This is a genomic window from Bacillus sp. BACIII (assembly GCF_057836745.1).
On record NZ_CM174437.1, the window covers coordinates 2,953,797 to 2,971,769 of the forward strand.

The window sequence follows — 17,973 nt, forward strand, 5'->3', positions numbered from 1 at the left end:
CAACTCTCTTGTTTTTTTAAGTAAACCAAGCTGGGTCATTTTTTCTTATTTTTACATTATTATCAAAAATCTCAAGAATAGTTGGGATAAGTGAATTTGGGATACTAAGTAAACTAACTTCTTCTTTTTTTAATTTCTCTAGTACTTCTGGGTTTTTCATTAAATAATTTACGATGTCTTGATTCATTATACTGTGCCCTCATTCAATGATTTGTAATGCAATAACTCAATTTCAATATTTATTTTGTTTAATTCATTCATTATTTTATCTTCATATAATTTAATCATGATAGAAATATATTGAATCACCCCAGCATCCCAAAGCTTTTGTTTGAACGCGTCTTTATCTGAAAGCAATAATTGATATTCCTGGTTTGAATTCATTATTTTAAGAATTAATACTGACATCGGATTAAATTTTCGTTTTAAGTATAATAAAACTAAGTTATTTCTTTTTTTGTTAATATCACTGCGTTCTTTATTAAATAACCCATAATAATCATTCTCTATTTGTTTCACAATTCCTAACAAGTAAGAATAATTCTCAACAGTCTCGTTATATTCCCCGGATGCAAGCATTGTTCCCAGTACACATGGCATCGCAGTAAGTGAACCTGATTTATGTTTTATCATTTCGAGGCACTCTTCTTCAGTCTCGGCCACATTCCTTAAGTCATCATGCTGCCCCTGCATTGCTTCTAATGCATATTTTAAGGCTAACTGAGAAAATTCAGAAACTGTACAAAGCGAATTAATGAGATGGAGACTAATTGTATAGAGAGATGTTGATGCATTTAGCGAAACTGAGCGGTCAATTTTCATCCAAAGAGCACTGTCATTATCCTCATCTTCATGGTCATCCAAGATATCAAATGATAAAATCAACAATTCAATTCCAGCAGCCAGTAGCTCTATTTCTTTGAAATTTTCTCCATGGAATGCTATGTAATGCTGATAGGCCAGGTTTCCAAAGAGGAAGGAATCTTTAGTATCAATGAAAGAGCACAGCAGACTGATCAAATCTGAATTGTAAAGATTATCATTTACAATTTCCTTCATCTTCTCTTTAATCGTTTCGGCATCTAAACACATTTGCTCAATAATTGTCTTCACCCTCCCATTCTATTTTACTAAATGCAGGTGATGAAAGACAGCAGGTTTTTCGTTTTTTAACAATCGTATAATACTTTATCCATGAAATGGGTGAAAAATGCACAAAAAAAAGACTTGTTTCCAAGTCTTTTTAAGAAATTTTCATTGCATATGAGAATTTATCGAGCTGATCAATGCTTTTGTTAATGTTTCGTAAAGAGTCGGTTGTTTCTCTGATATCATTTTCAAGTCGGAATAATAATTGCTTTACTTCTTCTAATTTCTTTTCCACCGTTTCCACACTCCTTTTTTTGAAAGATCAATGAATTGTGTATGGTGAACGAGTCCTAGGTATTTGATCTGTTACTAATAGTGTAAACGTTTTTGCGGGATTTTTCACCGAAAAGTATGTGTAAAAGTATCTGCGTGACACCGCAAACCTCGATAATCCTATAGTCCCGAACAGAGCGTTTAACGAACAGGACTATATAACTACGATAAAGGCAGACGTTTGGGATGAAGCAGATCAATTTTGTGGTTCTGCTGTTTTTTTAACGGTTTTCCGACAAACCGACAAGGACTATAGTCCCCGTCGTCGCAATTTCAAAACAGAATGGGCGAACAGCGTCGCATATCCACCGACAAACACCGAAAAGACCGCAACCCCCGCATTGTGGTCTTTTTGCATGTCATAACTCGTTATCACGCGGCCTATACTCATATATAACGAATGTTATCTCAGAAGGAGGCCGCCGCATGCATTATGTGTATCTATGCTGCCCTGTTTTCGCCGCTCCGTACCGCCATCCTGCGCCTAGCCCCCAGGCTTCCGCAAATATTTTGACAACGTCCGCAAAAGACGCTGCGGGCATGCTGGAGGATGCCCGTCTGCTTCTTGCGCGGCTGTCGGCGTCAAAAGAGCTTGCGCGCCGCATCCTCACCGCAGCGGAATCATCTGACGCCGCAGCAGTCAAGCGGCTCATTAAGCAGACCGGCATCAAAAATGACTTTGACGTGACATTTAATCCCGACGGCATCCGCGTCAGTCTGATCAGGGAGCAAAGCCGGTTCATCATCGCCCTCAGGTGGTCAGCTTAAAGCATCAATCCACGATCAGCTGCCGGCACCATTCGATTGCCTGCAAGTAACATTCATACGCTGCTTCTTTGTCCAGTTCTTTTCCCCATTCGTCACAGTCCCAGTTGTTGCATTCAATGGCTTTGACGAGCCCGAGCATCTTATAATAATCGTTTTCATAACCGAGCAGCGCCTGTCCGACTTCATCAATTAAAGGCAGTTCTTTGACGATATCCTCCAGCTCCCTGTGGAGAAGCGTATCGATGAGTGAAAACATGCCGATCAGCATGTAGGAAGCGGGCTGCGGTCTTCCGGTCCTTTTCGCAAGCAGTTCGCACAGCTTGGCCCTGATTAAGGAAATCTTAATGATTTCTTTTTGGCTTGAGTGGCTTTTCGCCGTTAAATCTCTGAATGAAAGAATGTAAATCAAGCGCTTAATCTCATTCAGCCCAAGCATCATGATGGCCTGCCGTATGCTGTCTATCTTTTTTTTCAGCCTTGTCTGCGATCCGTTTAAAAAACGCAGAATCTGATACGATAATGTAACGTCCCGCTCTATGTATTCCGTCACGCGCTCTATATTGGGCTGGTCTTGGTTTAATTCGTTTAAAAGCTGGTAATAAGAATGAAAATGAAACGTCAGATCATTCCCGCTGATGACACGCGGTTCACTGAAAAAATATCCTTGAAACAGGTGAAAGCCGTCTATGGCCGCCTGTTTGTAATCTTTTCTTGTCTCCACTTTTTCCGCTAAATAAATCAGGCTTTTACAGCTGTACGTCTGAATGATTTTTTTGCGTTCCAGACGCGAGGATTGCAAAAAGTCGATTTTTAAAATATCAATATATTTCATCAGCTGTTCCAATAATTCTTCATTTGCCGGATTGATGGCGTAAAAATCATCCAGTGCTAATGTATATCCTAATTTCTTCAGCTGTCTGCATCTTGAGATCAGAGCCGGAGTGATCGGTATGTCCTCAAGAATTTCGATAATGAGCTGGTCAGGATCAAAGGAGGTAGGGAGATCTGAAAACATCAGGCTTTCTGTAAAATTCACAAAGCAGCGTTTTCCCTCAGTCAGCTTTTCGATTCCGATGTTGATAAAGCTGTTAATAATGAGATCAGTCGTAGCTTTATCTCCGTCTGCGGCCGAATAACGGTTCTCTTCGCTCTCCCGGTAAAGAAGTTCATAAGCAACAACCTGTTCATTCCTGTTGAAGATAGGCTGTCTCGCAACAAACACCTTCATTCATTTACCCCCTTAGATGCGGCCTTCGAACATAAGTATATCAAATAATTTGACGAAATTTGTCTAAATGTGAAAAATATTATCGCAAACAAAAAGCCTTTCCAGAGAAAGGAAAGGCTGCTTTGTCTTCTATTCAAGCTCCCGTTTCAGCTTGCTTTTGATCTCATGAATCCGCTGCATCTTGTTGCTCCAGCAGTCTTCGCTTAAATCAACCGGATATTCTTCCGGCTTGCTGATCCGTTTGTATTCCTCCCACAAAAGTTTGAGGTTATCCTGCACGTATTGCTGGATGTCGGTAATTTCGGGATTATCATAGCATAAAACGCCGTTTTCAAAAATCGGCTCATGCAGATCTTTCGCATAGAAATCAGTGACGAATTTGCTGACGAACGTGTGAACGGGATGGAACATTTTTAACCGTTTCTGGTCATTTACCCGCTCGTCATAAAGAGCGATATAATCCCCTTCCGAGTGGTGGTTCAGCTTGTTGATAATCCGGTATACTTTCTTTCTTCCCGGTGTTGTCACTTTTTCAGGGTTCGACGAAATCTTGATGGTGTCGGTCAGTTTGCCGTCCTCTTCAATGGCGACAAGCTTGTAAACCGCGCCGAGGGCCGGCTGATCGTATGCGGTAATCAGCTTTGTGCCGATTCCCCATGTATCGATTTTCGCTCCCTGCGATTTCAGATTTAATATCGTGTGCTCATCAAGGTCGCTTGAAGCAATGACCTTCGCGTCTTTGAAACCCGCTTCATCAAGCATTTCACGCGCTTTTTTTGACAGGTACGCCAAGTCCCCGCTGTCTAAGCGGATGCCGATGAAGTTGATCCGGTCGCCGAATTCTTTTGCGACTTTAATCGCATTCGGCATGCCTGAACGGATCGTATCGTACGTATCGACGAGGAACACGCAGTCTCTGTGCGTCTCCGCATATTTCTTAAAAGCCGTGTACTCATCGCGGTACGCTTGCACGAGTGCATGAGCGTGCGTGCCGGATACCGGTATATTAAAACGCTTTCCGGCTCTTACATTACTCGTCGCGCTGAAGCCGCCGATCAGAGCCGCTCTCGCTCCCCACATAGCCGCATCCATTTCATGGGCGCGCCGCGTGCCGAATTCAAGGGCGTCTTCATCACCGACTACGCCTTTAATGCGGGCCGCTTTCGTGGCGATTAATGTTTGGTAATTCACAATGTTAAGCAGAGCCGTCTCAATCAGCTGCGCTTCAATGAGGGGCGCTTCGACCCGCATAATCGGTTCGTTGTTAAAGACGAGCTCTCCTTCTTTCATGCTGTAAAGAGATCCGGTAAATGACAGATCCCGCAAATAATCAATGAAATCATCAGCATAGTGCAATTCCGTTTTTAAATAGTTCAGATCGCTGTCGGTAAACTTGAAGTTCTCCAAGTATTCGATTGCTTTTTCTAAGCCCGCAAATACCGCATAGCCGTTTTCAAAGGGAAGCTTTCTGAAAAAAAGCTCAAAAATCGCTTTTTTCTCATGAATGCCGTCTCTCCAGTACGTTTCGGCCATATTAATTTGATAAAGATCTGTATGTAAAGACAAACTGTCGTCTTTAAAACCATGCTCCACCAAAATTGTTTTCCCCTTCCTTACTCTGCCACTTGCGCTCCGATGCTGTTCTTAAAATGGGACAGCGCCCATTCATGCCCTTCCGGATTAAAGCTTGCCACAGCGTTTTGATGAATGACGATCTGAAAGCCCTTGTTGTAGGCGTCAACCGCCGTGTGAAGAACGCAGATGTCGGTGCACAGGCCCGCAAGATGCAGTTCAGTGATCTGCCGTTCCCGCAGTTTCAGCTCTAAATCCGTTCCAGCAAAAGCAGAATATCTCGATTTTTCCATGTAGCTTACGTTTTTTGCGTGTTTATGTTTCTCATAAAGAGGCGAGAGCTTTCCGTACAGCTCTTTGCCCTCCGTGCCGTTGATATTATGCGGAGGAAACAGGCGTGTTTCCGGATGAAAGTCATCGTCTGCATCATGTGAATCTACCGCAAAGACAACGTAATCACCATTTTCTATAAATGCTTGCGTCAAACTGACAATCTTATCCTCAATTTGCCTTGCGGGTTCTCCGCAGGTTAAGGCTCCGTTCTCTGCTGCAAAATCATTCGTATAATCAATGCAAATAAATGCTTTTTTCATAGCCGGCCTCCCCGCCATTCATATGAAAACCATTATAACCTATCTCCACCTGTAAGTGAATTGGCAATATAAAATGACACTTGCTCTACTAAGATTTCAGGAGTGAGCGCTTGAAAATGTCATCCTGAACGTAAATGCCTTTAAGGTTCACGGCATAATCGGCGGCAAATACCAGGCCGAGCGGCGTTTCGAATTGAAGATCCGAGATCACGGAGCTTCGGACACCTTCCAGTGCGGCAAGCTTCATATAGGGTGAATAAGCATGATACGGGAGCCTTCCGTTTATATAGAGCACCGCGTCTTTTCGTTTTTTCAGCGCCTGTTTCACTTCTTCATACGGCTTCTTTTGCAGCACCTGCCCTTTCGTCAGGGCAATGATGACCCGTTCACGCAGCGAGCCTAAAAATAAATGCCGTTCATCCGGTTTCGTCTGCAGAGGGCCGTACATACCCTGCTGTAAATAAAGGTCAACCGTTTTGTCGCTCATCGGCCTTCCCTCCTCAGCTTGTTTTACAATTATCGCCCCGGACGGGACGCGGTAAACCGTCTTCGTTACATTTCAGCCGCCCAATGGGAGATCTTGCCTGCGAGCTCTCCGGCGGGCTCTTCATCCATCAGCTTGCTGAATGATTGTAAAAGCCGCTGCGCCAGCGCCTTTTTCTCTTCCTCATAGGAAATGATCGTGCTCCACTCAAGTTCGGGAACGGCTACGAGGGTATGCTGTTCTTTTTTATTTTCATGCAGATACACGTCGCCGATCATTCCGGACTGAACGGTAATATTCGCTTTTCTGATTTTCATAAAAATTCCCCTTTTATAAAAGACTGATTCTATTATACTACAAAAAAGCGACAGCCTCCTAAAAGGAGGCTGTCACGCGTTAAACCAATCAGGTTCGTCAAACAGATCGATGTCTTCAAAGAGCGTTTTGCTGTATTTATTATTGATTTTGGTAAAATCTCCGGAATGAAACGCCCCTGCCCCCGCGCCTGAGTGGTCAACGGCTTTGGGAGAAATGGCGAACACGTCACCGAAGCTCGCCGCAGCGTCTCCGGCTAAGCTCATAATATAAATCGGTCCCACAATTGCAGGCATACCCACACCTCCGCTTTTCTTTACAGCAGTTTATGCGCTGCGTCTGGAGTTGTGCCCGTTTTTATTTCGGCTTGCGGCTGTCTTCGTGCTTTAACCGCTGACGAAGTTTGATAAGCCGGACGATATTTAAGACGAAGGCTTTTAAGACCGCGTACACCGGCACGGCCAGAATCATTGCGAGAATGCCTCCAAAACTGCCCGCTCCGATAAGCAGAAGAATAATGGTGAGCGGATGGGTATTGAGCCGCTTCCCGATAACAAGCGGAGAAAGCAGGTTTCCGTCAAGCTGCTGGACGACAACGACAACAATCACGGCAAACAGCGCCTTAGCCGGAGAATCCATAAACGCGATAATGACCGCGGGCGCCGCCCCGAGAAACGGTCCCAGGTACGGAATGATATTGGTGACGGCGATCACCATCCCGAGAATTAACGCATACGGCAGGCCTATGATCCAATAACCGATAAAGCATGCCGTTCCGACAAAGAGACAAATCAGCAGCTGGCCTTGGAAATATGCGGCCAATGTGACGTATAAGTCGTTAAATATTTTCCGGCCCTCCGCCCGGTAGGAAGAAGGCAGAATTTTAACCGCCAAAAGCGGAAAACGCCGGCCGTCCTTCAGCATATAAAACAGAATGAACGGAACGGTGATGACGACAAGCGTAATATTCGTAACGACGCCGAACACGGCCGACAGGCTTGCGGTAATATTTCGCGGAAGACTTTGTAAAAACCCCGTCAGAGACTGCCGGATTTTTTCTATCGACACATAATCCTGCGTCATCATCCACGTGAACCATTTGGAATGGGATAATTGTGTAATCAAGCTTTGAATCTGATTAATGTAATCAGGGAAATTGTTAATCAGCCCCGTGACCTGAGAAGCCACGATCGGTCCGATTGCGGTGAACATAAAGGCGATCAGCCCGATGAAAACGAGATAAATGAGCAGGATCGCCAATGTCCGGGGGATTTTTTTCTCAAGCAGGCGGACGATCGGATTAAAAATGAAAAACAAAATGCCTGAGATCAAAATCGGAAAAAACAGAGTGGTGATGAAACCGAAAAACGGCTGAAAAATAAACGAGACTTTCGTTGATACGTAAATAATGAGCAAAACGAGCAAAATTTGCAGCGTCCAAAAATGGACCTTTGATTTCAACAAGCGGTTTCCTCCTATTGTCATGTGAACTTGTACTGTGATTGTACCAAAAAAAGCCGCCGTGCATCTATGTATCTCAAAAAGAAGACGCACCGGGGTTCTGTAAGGGCCGCCTCCGGTCTGCGCCTTATATGGGCTGTTACACACGTTCGGTATAATCAGGCATGACAGAAACCACATGGCGGTTCCTGATATATAATACGCGGTCATGGGTTTCTTCAATAGCGATATGATCCGGAGCGGCATCAATCAGCCGTCCCCTGACAATCCGTCTGACGGTTTGAATGATAAACCTTGAGCCGATAAGCTTATGGATGGTCTGATAAACGTAAGGATCTACTAACGAGACGAGTTGCGGGCTTCCTTGATGGGCCATTTTCGCTGATCCCCTTTACTATGTTTTCCTTCAACATATGCGGCGGACAAAGGCTTTGACACAGTACGTCTATCGGAGCGGAAAAGGAGTTAGTGAGATGCGGGGTTATGTAAAGCGGAAAAGGCCGCATGAGTGGCCTAGACTGAGCTTCTTATGGGATATTGGGCTTGGTCAATTAACTGATCAAGCTTTTGGATTTGTTTGAGCGCGGCCGTGTGATCCATTTGGCGGTAATGATGATGTCCGCCAGGTTCTTCATCGAGTTCGTCCGCTTGTTTCACGATTTGCTGGAGCGTATTCTTGTCCAGTTCACCTTCAGGCAGATAGGAATCGGTGTGGAGCAGAATCGCCAGCGCAATGTCTTTCGCCGCTTTCGGTTCTTCACCGAGCCGGATGAGCAGCTTATGCGCCCGTTCCGCGCCTTTTATGGCATGGATATCGTTTCTTCTGTACTTTTCATAATCCCATTTGCCGTCTGTGTACCATTCGTAATGGCCGACATCATGCAGTAAAGCCGCTTTCGCCGCAAGATCGGGGCTGACACCCGCTTTTACGGCAAGACGGTATGCATGAAACGCGCAGGCAATCGCATGGGCGACACCGGAACGCTGTAAATACTTTTGTGCGATTGGATGGGTGAAGACATCCATTAACGTTACATTTCTCATGGAAACCCCTCCTTAATTATATTTTTAGAATCCTAACATAAATCGAGAAGAAACTCAATTCATCTGATACATTTCTTATACCCCTTACACGGTGTTTCATTCATGATATGCCGCCGGGCGCCGAAGTGATTGTACAAACAAAAAAAGAGCAGCGTAAAAGCTGCTCTACAAAAACTCTTTGATATCGTATATCCGTCCGTTTTCCGGCTCGCCCGCGATCAGTGAGTGAATGACGTCGGCGATGTATTCAGGACTTCTGAGGTTTTTCGTTTCTTTCAGATTGCGGAACCGCTCGATGTCATGGAAATCTTCTTTTGACGAAGAACGGATGACGGCCTGCATGTCTGTATCCATCACTCCCGGCGAGAATGATATCATGCGGACCGGCAGCTCTTCATCTTCCTGTTCAAATCCGAATGTTCTCGTAAACATATCAAGGCCCGCTTTTGAGCTGCAATACGCACTCCATCCTTTATAGGGATTTTTCGCAGCGCCAGATGTGATGTTGACAATTGTTTTGCTGCCGCTGAACGCTTCGAAACGCTTTGTGAACATTTGGCTGAGCAAAACGGGCGCCGTCAGATTAAGGGTGTAGTGGCGGTTCAATTCTTCCGCGGAAGCCTCTTTCGCCCGCTTGATCGGTTCCACCATGCCGGCATTATTGATCAGTGTGACGGCGGAATACCGCTTCTTCTCAGCTTGATCTAGAATCGCCTTCATCTGCCGCTCTGTATCTGCCAGATCGGTTAAATCAACACTGTATTCTGTCAGTCCCTCACGCTTTTCCCCGCTTATCGTTCTTGAAAGCGCGGCGACTTCGGCTCCTTCTTGCAGCGCCTGTTCCGTCAGCGCCCGTCCCAATCCTTTTGACGCGCCTGTTATAAGAAAAAACTGCATGAAACTCCTCCTTTTTTTCTTATTTTACGGGCTGTCTTCCCGCAAACACAAGCGATCCGTTTACCGCTTTGCCTTTTCCTGCGCCGTGACCTTCGGAATCAGATAGATCATTGCCGCGATGCCGAGGAGGATCAAGACGGCATAAATGACAGGCAGCAGAAAGGAAGTCTTTTTCTCATCCGTTTCCATGTCTGCTGAGGTATGCCGCACCGCAGGCTCGGCAAATGTGATACCCAGTTTTTTCGATTGCGCTTTGATCGTATTCGGCTCCGTTTCTGACGATGTAAACAAATTTGATATCAGTTTTTCATCCGGGTTTTCTGCCGGCTGATCGAACGTGATGTCCTTCTGCTCTTTCGGAAGCGCCGTTTTTTCCTCGGAATAGGCATCGTCATGAAGATAATCTGTACGAATTTCAATGTCTTTCTTTTCATATTCATTCGGCTTGACATCAGTATTGTCCTCATTCGCGGCTGCGGCTTGCGGAAGGAAAAGGAAAAAGGAGAGAGCAAACAGCAAAACGCCTTTTTCCACGATTGTGTTACGCCTCATAAGACTGATCACTTTCCTCCGTTTTTTCCGCAAGCAGCCGAATGATGAGCGGAAGCGCCGCCGCAATCAGCGTAATGATCGCAAGAACCGTTATCCCCATCGCAAACAGATGGCCCGTTCCGTATTGAATATCGATATACACTTTCGATACCGGGCTGTCAAAGCTGAAGTTCGGCATAATCAGGTCGATCAAAGGCGCCACATAAAAGAGAATGAGCGCTGATGAAGCGATCCATCCGGTGATTGAGCCAAAGACAAAGGCTGCCCGGATGAAAGCTGAACTCGCCGCAAGCAGGAGAATCGTAAAGACTGACCATTTAATCGTCTGATCGTCCGGAAGCGAGTAGATATTCAGACCGAACAGACTGATCATCAGTCCGACCATTATGTTTAAAATCCCAAAGAGCGCGCCTTTGACAAGAAGCGGCGCCTGCTGATAATACGAGCTGAAATAGCCGATCAGAAGACTGCTGATCAGAACGATTACCAAAATGACGACCGGCGGAACATTCTGAGCCCGGTCTTCCGGCACCTCTCCGCTGATTTTAAGCGGATTGGCAAGATAATCATAAACATATCCGTTTTCCTGTCCGTCAACGAGCGCGTTCCCTAAAATGCCGTACACGTCATTTCTGATCAATTTCGTGGAATCGACGTTTTTGCCCCAGTTGCTGTTCAGGGTGTCCGCTTTATGCTGGACGTCATTTACGCTTTGCTGCATATTGTCGGTATAGCTGATGATGCCGGACTGGCGTTCTGACAGATGGCCCATCGTGTCAGACATTTGCAGCACTTCGCGGCCGACGGTATCCTGAGCGCCGAGCGCCATCGTTCCGGTTAATCCGTCTCCGCTGAATGCGGCCGCTTCCTGCACAGCGCCTTCAGCCAGCTGATCGGATGCTTTAGCCGCGCTGTCTGAAATGCTGGCGAGCTCATTGAGCACTTCGGCTTGTTCATCTCTGATATACGAGCTGTAGTTATCCGAGAATTCGGTCATGCCTTTAATGAAATGGCTGATGTCTTCATCTGTCTGCATCTTATTGTTTTTCAGGTTTTCCCAGCTTGCCGTTTCCACCGGTTTGATGGCGAGAACGGTTTGAACTTCGCCTTGCTGGGCTTTCAGCACCCTGTTTTTCACATTAGGCAGCGAGCCCGCGTCAAGAGAGTGATAGAGTGTCGCCTCATACAGGGATAAATCATTATAGTAACTCATTAAATCTGATATCTTTTTTGTATTAATGTCAGCGGCAAATATCTGTTCAAGAGCAGATTTGCGGCCGCCATCCAATGACGGGTAGTTCAGAATGTTCTGTTCTGTTTTTACAATCATTCTGTAAATGGTATTGAAGTCTTTTTGTCTCGTCTCTTTTGATTCTTCCAGCTGTTCACGTAATTTGTCCGCTCGTTTTTTCGCGTCATTAATTCTGTCTTTAAGGCCTTGGATTTCTTCATCAAGAGCATCGAGACGTTTTTTCAGTTCTTCATTAAGAGTCTGCTGTTTCTCTTCCAGCTCTTTTTCAATTTGCTGAATGCGCTCCGCGGCTTGGTTCAGCCTTTCTTTCGCGTCAGAAACTCCCGTGCCGCCGTCTCCTTCTGAATCGTTTGAATCATCCGTCGGCTCAACAGCAGGCGGGGTGACATTTTTAGCGGCCGATGCGGTTTGGACGGTTTTTGGCTCTTCGCCGCCTGTGTTATCGGAATCAGGCTGCTGATCTTTTGTGCCGTCTTCCGTTTTTCCGTCTTCTCCGGGAGCCGTTCCGTTATTCGGATCGGTACCTCCGGGTTTTTCACCGTCATCGCCTTGGCCCGGTTTTTCAGGGTCAGGATTTTCTTTTTCCGGTTCTTTTAGTCCGTCTGAAATTTGATTGATTTCAGCGGAGATGCGTTTTAATTCGTCACGCTGATCGTCAAGGTCAATTTTCAGATCGCCGGGTTTTTCTTCTTCCGGTTTTTCTTCTTCTTTCGGTTCATCTGAGCCGTCATCCCCCGGATCATTTTCCGGAACGGTTAATGCCTGCCGGTCCCTTTTCATCAGGGTTTGGATGCTGTTCAGTGTTTCAAATCTTGCTTGAGCTTTATATTGAGTCAAATAATTGTCCAGTAAATTGGATTGAATATTTGCCATCCCGCGTTCCTGATCAGGCACCTGCGCTTCTCTCACCTGCTGGGCGGCAGACAGAGCCGCTCCTGTCTGGTCAAGCTGTGTCTGCGCCTGGTTTATGCCTGAAGACAGCCCGTTCATCATGGCGCTGAACTGATTGGCGGCCTGCTGTGCTTTAATGGCGTTCAGGCCGGTTGTGATTTGCTGTTGATTTTGTTCCTGCGCGGCCATCAGCAGTTTTTTCTGATTTTCCTGATATTGTTTATAGCGCTCAACCGTATCGGCAAAGTTTTTGAGCGTGTTTTTGGCTTCATCTGCCGAAGTCAATTTTTCTTTGGCCGCGCCTTGTGCCTCATTCATTGATTTTTTCAGTTCGTCAATCAGGTCTTTTTGCCGTTTGATTTCACCCGCCAAGTCATTGGAGCTCGGCTTGTAAAAGTTGTACATGACGTTTTGAAATTCTGATTCTTTATTGACGATCTTGTCAAAATCGCCTCTGACATTGTTCACTTTTTGCGAGACGAAATTCCAATACAATGCCGACATTTTTTTATTCATTGATTTTTGGGCGTCTTCAAGCTCGCGCTGCACTTTTTCTTTGTTGACGGCGTTCAGGCTGCTTTGAATATTGAATGTCAGCGTGGCTTTTTGCGGACGCTCTTTGTCATAGCTTAAAATGTCTTTTGAAAAATCGGATGGAATGTAAACGACGGCGTCATACTTCTTAGCCGCCAGACCGTTTTCAGCCGCGCTCCTGTTGACAACCGTCCAGGAATAATCCGGACGGCCGCCGAGAGCCGCTGCCACTTCTTTTCCGAAATGGACGGATTCCTGCCCCTCATTTTCATCTGTTTGTAAGCCCATGTCTTCATTCACGACTGCGATTTGGCGGGTGGCATTGATTTTTTGTTTTCCCGGGTCATCGCCGATAAATCGGAAAAACAGCACCGGCAGCACCAGAATGATAACGACCGCGGCTATTAATTTGATCAGGCTTTTTCGTTGTTCTGTCATCTGACGGCCTCCCTTTCCGCTGAACATAGAGGTATTTGGATTTTTTGCTCCTTCCCGTTTTCAACCAAATAGCCGAAGCCCGGCTGAATGTCCGGTTCCTGCCTTTGGTAAGGCAGCGGAATGACGTTTTGTTCGGATTTTTTCACAAGCAGCATTGCGTGGCGGATCTGTTTCATTTCCGTCGTTAAGGAATCATAGCCTTTTGAGAATTCGCTGTGATTGCCCGCCGGGATAAAACTGAAGCCGACATGCGCGTAAGATTTCATAAACATCGCCAGCTTGTCCTGAATGGCGGTGTCGATTGTCTGCTGGAATCTTGTAATGCCGTCGGCCATTAACACGATCGGAGAGAAACTGAGTTTGTGCACATCACCATTTTTAACGGCCTGTGCATACTGGGCTTCACGCTCCGTGAATATGGCTTCAGCCGATTCGATCCACTGCTGTATGTCTTCTTTTGTGTCCAGATAACTGACCTTTGTTTCCTGCGCATATTGCGACAGTCCGCGGTCAATTGAGTCAAACAGTCCGATCTGTTCCGTTCCTTCACGCAGCAGGTGATTCAGCATGACTTTCAGGATGTTTGTTTTTCCACGCTGTGTCTGTCCTAAAATGAGGCAATGTTTATATTTACCCAGATCAAAGTACACGGGGCTGACCTTTTCCTCATGCAGCCCGACAGGAATTCGGAACGGTTCCTGACCCGGTTCGAGACGGAGCGAAAATTCGCCGGCCGTCAGCATGTCCGGGAGCATCGGAATCGGTTTTGGACCGGCCGTTCCGGCATGGCGAACAGCTAAAGCTTTGACATCGTCTTTCAGCGCTTGGAACATCTCGAGGTCATTTTCCGCTTCTGCCGGAAGAAACATTTGCGCGAAATAGAGTTCTTCTTTTTGGATCATGACGCGGCCCGGAATCGGTTCGAGACTGAACGGCGGACGCCCGTAAATGGAGTATCCTTCTGACTGATCCATTAAATAATGAACGACTTTCGTTTTTAAGTTGTTTAACAGCGACTGGCGGACGGCGTTTACCCTCGTTGCGGTCAGCAGGAAGTAAATGCCTAAGCTTTGCCCGTCGCGTGAAATCTGGATGAACTCCGTTTCCAATTCATGCATTTCGTCTTTGACGATATCGAAATTATCAATTGTGATAAAAATGAACGGCAGCTCTTCTTCACTGAGTGAATTGTACATTTTAATATGGCTGACTTCTTTTTCTCTGAACAGCCGTTTCCGCCGCTCGATTTCTTCCTTGATGCGGATCATGAATTTTTCAATCTTTCTCATTTGATCCATTAAGAAATAATCTGCGGTGTGCGGAAGCTTTGCCAATGGCAGAAGCGTTCCGTTGCCGAAATCAAAGATATACATGTGAAGCTCTTGTGGCGTGTACCCTTCCGCGAAGTTCATCAGGAACGTGATGGCAGAAACTGACTTTCCGTAGCCGGATGAGCCGAAAATACCGATGTTGCCGTCATCCATCATCGTATAAGCGAGAGGCGCCTGTCTTTGCTGATCAGGCTCATCCACGCAGGCGATGAAGAAGCGGTCTTTTTCCTTCGCAGGATAAAGCGTGCGCGGAATACGTTCGGCAAGCGGCGGCAGCCAAGGGCTCGGCAGCTTTTCAATGCCCATTTCTTTTTGAATCCGCTCGATTTCTTCGACTACGGCCTCTATTTCTGCCGGGGCGTCTTTTTTCGCCGCATCATCCGCATCGACCTCAGACAGCGGAATTAGGCCGGTATCGGTAACAATGGCAATGTCATCCTCGGTGCCGTATACATCTTCCATGTAAGGGGCGCCGCTCCAGGCAGACTGGAACTGCTCATACACTTCATTATTTCCGACTTGCAAATAGCCGCGTCCGGTGACGGTAATATTCGCCGCATCACTGTTTTTCAGGATTTCTTTACTGTCGCTTGCATCCTGCACTTTCAGCGCGACCTTAAAGCGTGAGTTGCTCCATATCTGGTCGTCAATGATGCCGCCCGGCTTTTGCGTGGCGAGGATTAAATGCACACCGAGGCTCCGCCCGATGCGCGCCGCGCTGACAAGCTCCCTGATAAAGTCAGGCTCTTCGCTTTTGAGCTCGGCGAATTCATCTGAAATCAAAAACAGGTGCGGCATCGGAATATCCGTTTCTCCCTGTTTATACAGTTTTGTATAGTCATTGATGTGATTGACGCGGTATTGATCAAACAGCCGCTGCCGTTTTTTCAGCTCGCTTTTGATGGAGGCAAGCGCCCTGATACTGAAGTTTCTGCTTCCTTCGATGTTCGTAATGGTTCCGAGAAGGTGCGGCATCTTGCGGAACGGCTGCGCCATTCCTCCGCCCTTATAGTCAATCAGCAAAAACGCCGCTTCATGCGGGTGGAAATGAACGGCCAATGACAGAATATACGTTTGCAGAAATTCACTTTTCCCGGAGCCGGTCGTTCCCGCCAGCAATCCGTGCGGCCCGTGGGCTTTTTCATGCAGGTTTAAATACACGATATCGTCTTTTCCCTTGTAGCCGATCGGAACAGCCAGCGATTTAGCAGACTCACTTGTCTCCCACTTCTGCCTGATGCCGATTTCTTTTACTTCCTTCGCATGAAACAGTTCCAGAAATGAGACCGTTTCAGGAATGGAATTCGTCATCCCGACCTGATGGTGCAATGTCCGAAGCGTCCGGGAAAACCGCTCGTTGTCTGTCCGTTCATGCCTGTCCAGCTTAAACGGGATCTGCACCGCTTTTTTCTTCTGAATGAGAATGTCGCCCTCATCCTCATTAATGTAGCGGACGAGGGTGTGAATGTTTTCTGCCAGGCTTTCCTTCGTTTCCGCGGCGATGATCGCCGAGATGCCGAGATGCTCATGCCGGCCTTCGATATATTCTAAAATGACGTGCTCTGCAATCAGCTGCTGATTTGTGATGACAAAAACAAAATGCGGCTGGAAGATCTTTTTTTCTTTCTCGTCTTCCAAATCCCGCTCCCGCAGCAGCTCATAAATGGACGATAACAATTGATCGCGCGTCTGTTCATTGTAAATAAACCCTTTCGCATACATATGAGGCAGCTGAAATTGCGGCAGCCACTTCATCCATTCCCAATCCTTATATTCCTCTTCATGAAAGATAAAGACAAACCGCAGGTCATGGTAGCTGTTGAAGAAAGCGAGCTGGCCGATCAGCTGATGAATTTCATTTTTGACGATCTGGGGTTTCCCGACGAGCCCCATCGGCCCTTCTTGTAAATCAACGGTCACGGGCGCATGGCGGATATCTTTATACACACGCTGCATGTGCTGCGACTGCTCCATCAAATCATCGACATCCCGGTTCGCCAGGTCTCCGCCGCTCATCGAAATCTCGTAGCTTGCCGGAACCGTGCCCGTTCCGAGCCGGAGCATCAGGAAATCTCTGCTTTCCAGCGATTTCTCCCAAATGCGGCCGCTGATTTCAGAGGTTAAATACTTCATTTTTTCAAACGGGGGAAAGTGATGCGTCAGCACTTGCAATTGCTTTTCCGAAAGCGTCTGAAGCTCTTTCCGTTTGTTTTCTAAATACTGCTTATACACACGCTCCCGCTTTTCCTCCCGTTTTTTCCGCTGCGTTTTTTCTCGGAAATACTGCACGGTGGACGTAATGAGCGTCATCATAAACATCGCCAAAGAGACGAGGATGAAAATGCCCCTCGGCTGTATAATGGCGACAACCCCCATTACAATCAGCATGACCACGGGAGGCAGAATGACGAGCCACAGCCCCCGGTTATTCTGTTCGCTTTCCTGCGAAGGGAAACTGAATGACACGCGGTCTTCGGGAAGATCGTAGACCATCCGCGGCGTTCTTCGATATTGCGGGTATTTCTTTTTCATTTCGGTGCTTGGCTTTATCGTTTTGATTAAGCCGCTTTGAAACGGTTCGTGATGAATGACTTCTAAAAGGTCGTCCTCGGTCAGCCTCACACGCAGAAAATTCCACAGCAGCTCATCTCCCGTCCGAAGCTTTTCAGGAGCTTTTGTGAGCTCTCCGTTCAGATAAATTTCCCGGCCGCCAGGAACAACAGACCAGCTTCCTCCCGCTTTTCGCAGATAAAAATCGCCTGTTTGAGCGGACGACGGCTCTTTGTATATATCCGCTTCCTCTGTTTCTGATGAGAAAACGATCTCGTCCTTCCCGCCGATAAAGTAAACGGAGGATTCTTCCTGATCAGGAGTGAGAAGAAACCGCAGCGTCTCTTCTTCAATCCGGCAGGGCATTTCATTTCCTATTGTCAATTCGCCGGCACAGTTATTTCCCAGGAAAACTTCGTAACGATCTGTTTCCTTACGATAAAGGGCTGCGGCAGGTTGCCGTAACGGCAGTGTGCCGAACGTGATCGTATCCTTCATTTCCGGGCCGATCGTAATCGGCTGAGACGGCGGGAGTTCAGACAGCTGAATCTTTTGTACGTGCTCCCGGTAAAAGACCCATAACAGACTCATATGGCGAACCTCCTGACTGCCTGATCGTTACCTGCGGCCTGTTGATATAC

General features: G+C 46.6%; 17 protein-coding genes. 1 reads left to right on the top strand and 16 read right to left on the bottom strand.

Going from position 1 to position 17,973, the window contains the following annotated elements:
* Positions 1–16: 16 nt before the first annotated feature.
* The 3 genes from comX to degQ all read right to left on the bottom strand — a co-directional run bounded on the left by comX (position 17) and on the right by degQ (position 1,384).
* Positions 17–187 (bottom strand): competence pheromone ComX, encoded by a 171-nt coding sequence (gene comX, locus ACXN9U_RS14420; protein WP_269774383.1) that lies wholly within the window; start codon positions 185–187, stop codon positions 17–19.
* Positions 187–1,092 (bottom strand): polyprenyl synthetase family protein, encoded by a 906-nt coding sequence (locus ACXN9U_RS14425; protein WP_269774452.1) that lies wholly within the window; start codon positions 1,090–1,092, stop codon positions 187–189. Before ACXN9U_RS14425 ends, comX begins: the two co-directional genes overlap by 1 nt.
* Positions 1,093–1,243: 151 nt before the next feature.
* On the bottom strand, positions 1,244–1,384 hold the full coding sequence (degQ, locus tag ACXN9U_RS14430) for a degradation enzyme regulation protein DegQ (protein WP_013353398.1): 141 nt from the start codon (positions 1,382–1,384) through the stop codon (positions 1,244–1,246).
* A 464-nt stretch (positions 1,385–1,848) separates the two neighbouring features.
* Here degQ and ACXN9U_RS14435 point away from each other — a divergent pair, with 464 nt between their 5' ends.
* On the top strand, positions 1,849–2,190 hold the full coding sequence (locus tag ACXN9U_RS14435) for a YuzC family spore coat inner layer protein (RefSeq protein ID WP_489201816.1): 342 nt from the start codon (positions 1,849–1,851) through the stop codon (positions 2,188–2,190).
* Between the two features lie 4 nt (positions 2,191–2,194).
* Here the strand turns inward: ACXN9U_RS14435 and ACXN9U_RS14440 are convergent, their stop codons facing one another.
* The 13 genes from ACXN9U_RS14440 to essC all read right to left on the bottom strand — a co-directional run bounded on the left by ACXN9U_RS14440 (position 2,195) and on the right by essC (position 17,923).
* Positions 2,195–3,418 (bottom strand): EAL and HDOD domain-containing protein, encoded by a 1,224-nt coding sequence (locus tag ACXN9U_RS14440; RefSeq protein ID WP_198698074.1) that lies wholly within the window; start codon positions 3,416–3,418, stop codon positions 2,195–2,197.
* Between the two features lie 129 nt (positions 3,419–3,547).
* The gene (locus tag ACXN9U_RS14445; RefSeq protein WP_489201817.1) at positions 3,548–5,014 is read right to left on the bottom strand and encodes a nicotinate phosphoribosyltransferase; all 1,467 of its coding nucleotides are present in this window, start codon (positions 5,012–5,014) and stop codon (positions 3,548–3,550) included.
* 17 nt (positions 5,015–5,031) lie between these two features.
* Positions 5,032–5,583, bottom strand: a complete 552-nt coding sequence (locus ACXN9U_RS14450) for a cysteine hydrolase family protein (protein ID WP_016938111.1) — start codon at positions 5,581–5,583, stop codon at positions 5,032–5,034.
* A gap of 88 nt (positions 5,584–5,671) precedes the next feature.
* On the bottom strand, positions 5,672–6,070 hold the full coding sequence (locus tag ACXN9U_RS14455; RefSeq protein ID WP_060964418.1) for a YueI family protein: 399 nt from the start codon (positions 6,068–6,070) through the stop codon (positions 5,672–5,674).
* A gap of 65 nt (positions 6,071–6,135) precedes the next feature.
* Positions 6,136–6,384, bottom strand: a complete 249-nt coding sequence (locus ACXN9U_RS14460) for a YueH family protein (RefSeq protein WP_047476977.1) — start codon at positions 6,382–6,384, stop codon at positions 6,136–6,138.
* A gap of 72 nt (positions 6,385–6,456) precedes the next feature.
* Positions 6,457–6,678 carry a spore germination protein gene (locus ACXN9U_RS14465; protein WP_060964417.1) on the bottom strand — a complete coding sequence of 74 codons (222 nt, stop codon included), beginning with the start codon at positions 6,676–6,678 and terminating at the stop codon, positions 6,457–6,459.
* Positions 6,679–6,739: 61 nt separating this feature from the next.
* A complete protein-coding gene (locus ACXN9U_RS14470) occupies positions 6,740–7,846 on the bottom strand; it encodes an AI-2E family transporter (protein ID WP_060964416.1) in 1,107 nt (368 codons plus the stop codon).
* Between the two features lie 136 nt (positions 7,847–7,982).
* Positions 7,983–8,219, bottom strand: a complete 237-nt coding sequence (locus ACXN9U_RS14475; RefSeq protein WP_016938107.1) for a DUF2642 domain-containing protein — start codon at positions 8,217–8,219, stop codon at positions 7,983–7,985.
* Positions 8,220–8,356: 137 nt separating this feature from the next.
* Positions 8,357–8,887: an HD domain-containing protein gene (locus tag ACXN9U_RS14480; protein ID WP_007613450.1), complete on the bottom strand. Its 531-nt coding sequence runs from the start codon at positions 8,885–8,887 to the stop codon at positions 8,357–8,359.
* A gap of 165 nt (positions 8,888–9,052) precedes the next feature.
* Positions 9,053–9,784, bottom strand: coding sequence for a (S)-benzoin forming benzil reductase (locus ACXN9U_RS14485; protein ID WP_489201818.1), 732 nt, complete (start codon positions 9,782–9,784; stop codon positions 9,053–9,055).
* A gap of 60 nt (positions 9,785–9,844) precedes the next feature.
* Positions 9,845–10,318, bottom strand: a complete 474-nt coding sequence (gene essA / locus ACXN9U_RS14490) for a type VII secretion protein EssA (RefSeq protein ID WP_082761682.1) — start codon at positions 10,316–10,318, stop codon at positions 9,845–9,847.
* Between the two features lie 7 nt (positions 10,319–10,325).
* Positions 10,326–13,451 carry a type VII secretion protein EsaA gene (gene esaA, locus ACXN9U_RS14495; RefSeq protein WP_489201819.1) on the bottom strand — a complete coding sequence of 1,042 codons (3,126 nt, stop codon included), beginning with the start codon at positions 13,449–13,451 and terminating at the stop codon, positions 10,326–10,328.
* Positions 13,448–17,923, bottom strand: a complete 4,476-nt coding sequence (gene essC / locus ACXN9U_RS14500; RefSeq protein WP_489201820.1) for a type VII secretion protein EssC — start codon at positions 17,921–17,923, stop codon at positions 13,448–13,450. The genes esaA and essC overlap by 4 nt, the downstream gene beginning before the upstream one ends.
* Positions 17,924–17,973 lie beyond the last annotated feature (50 nt).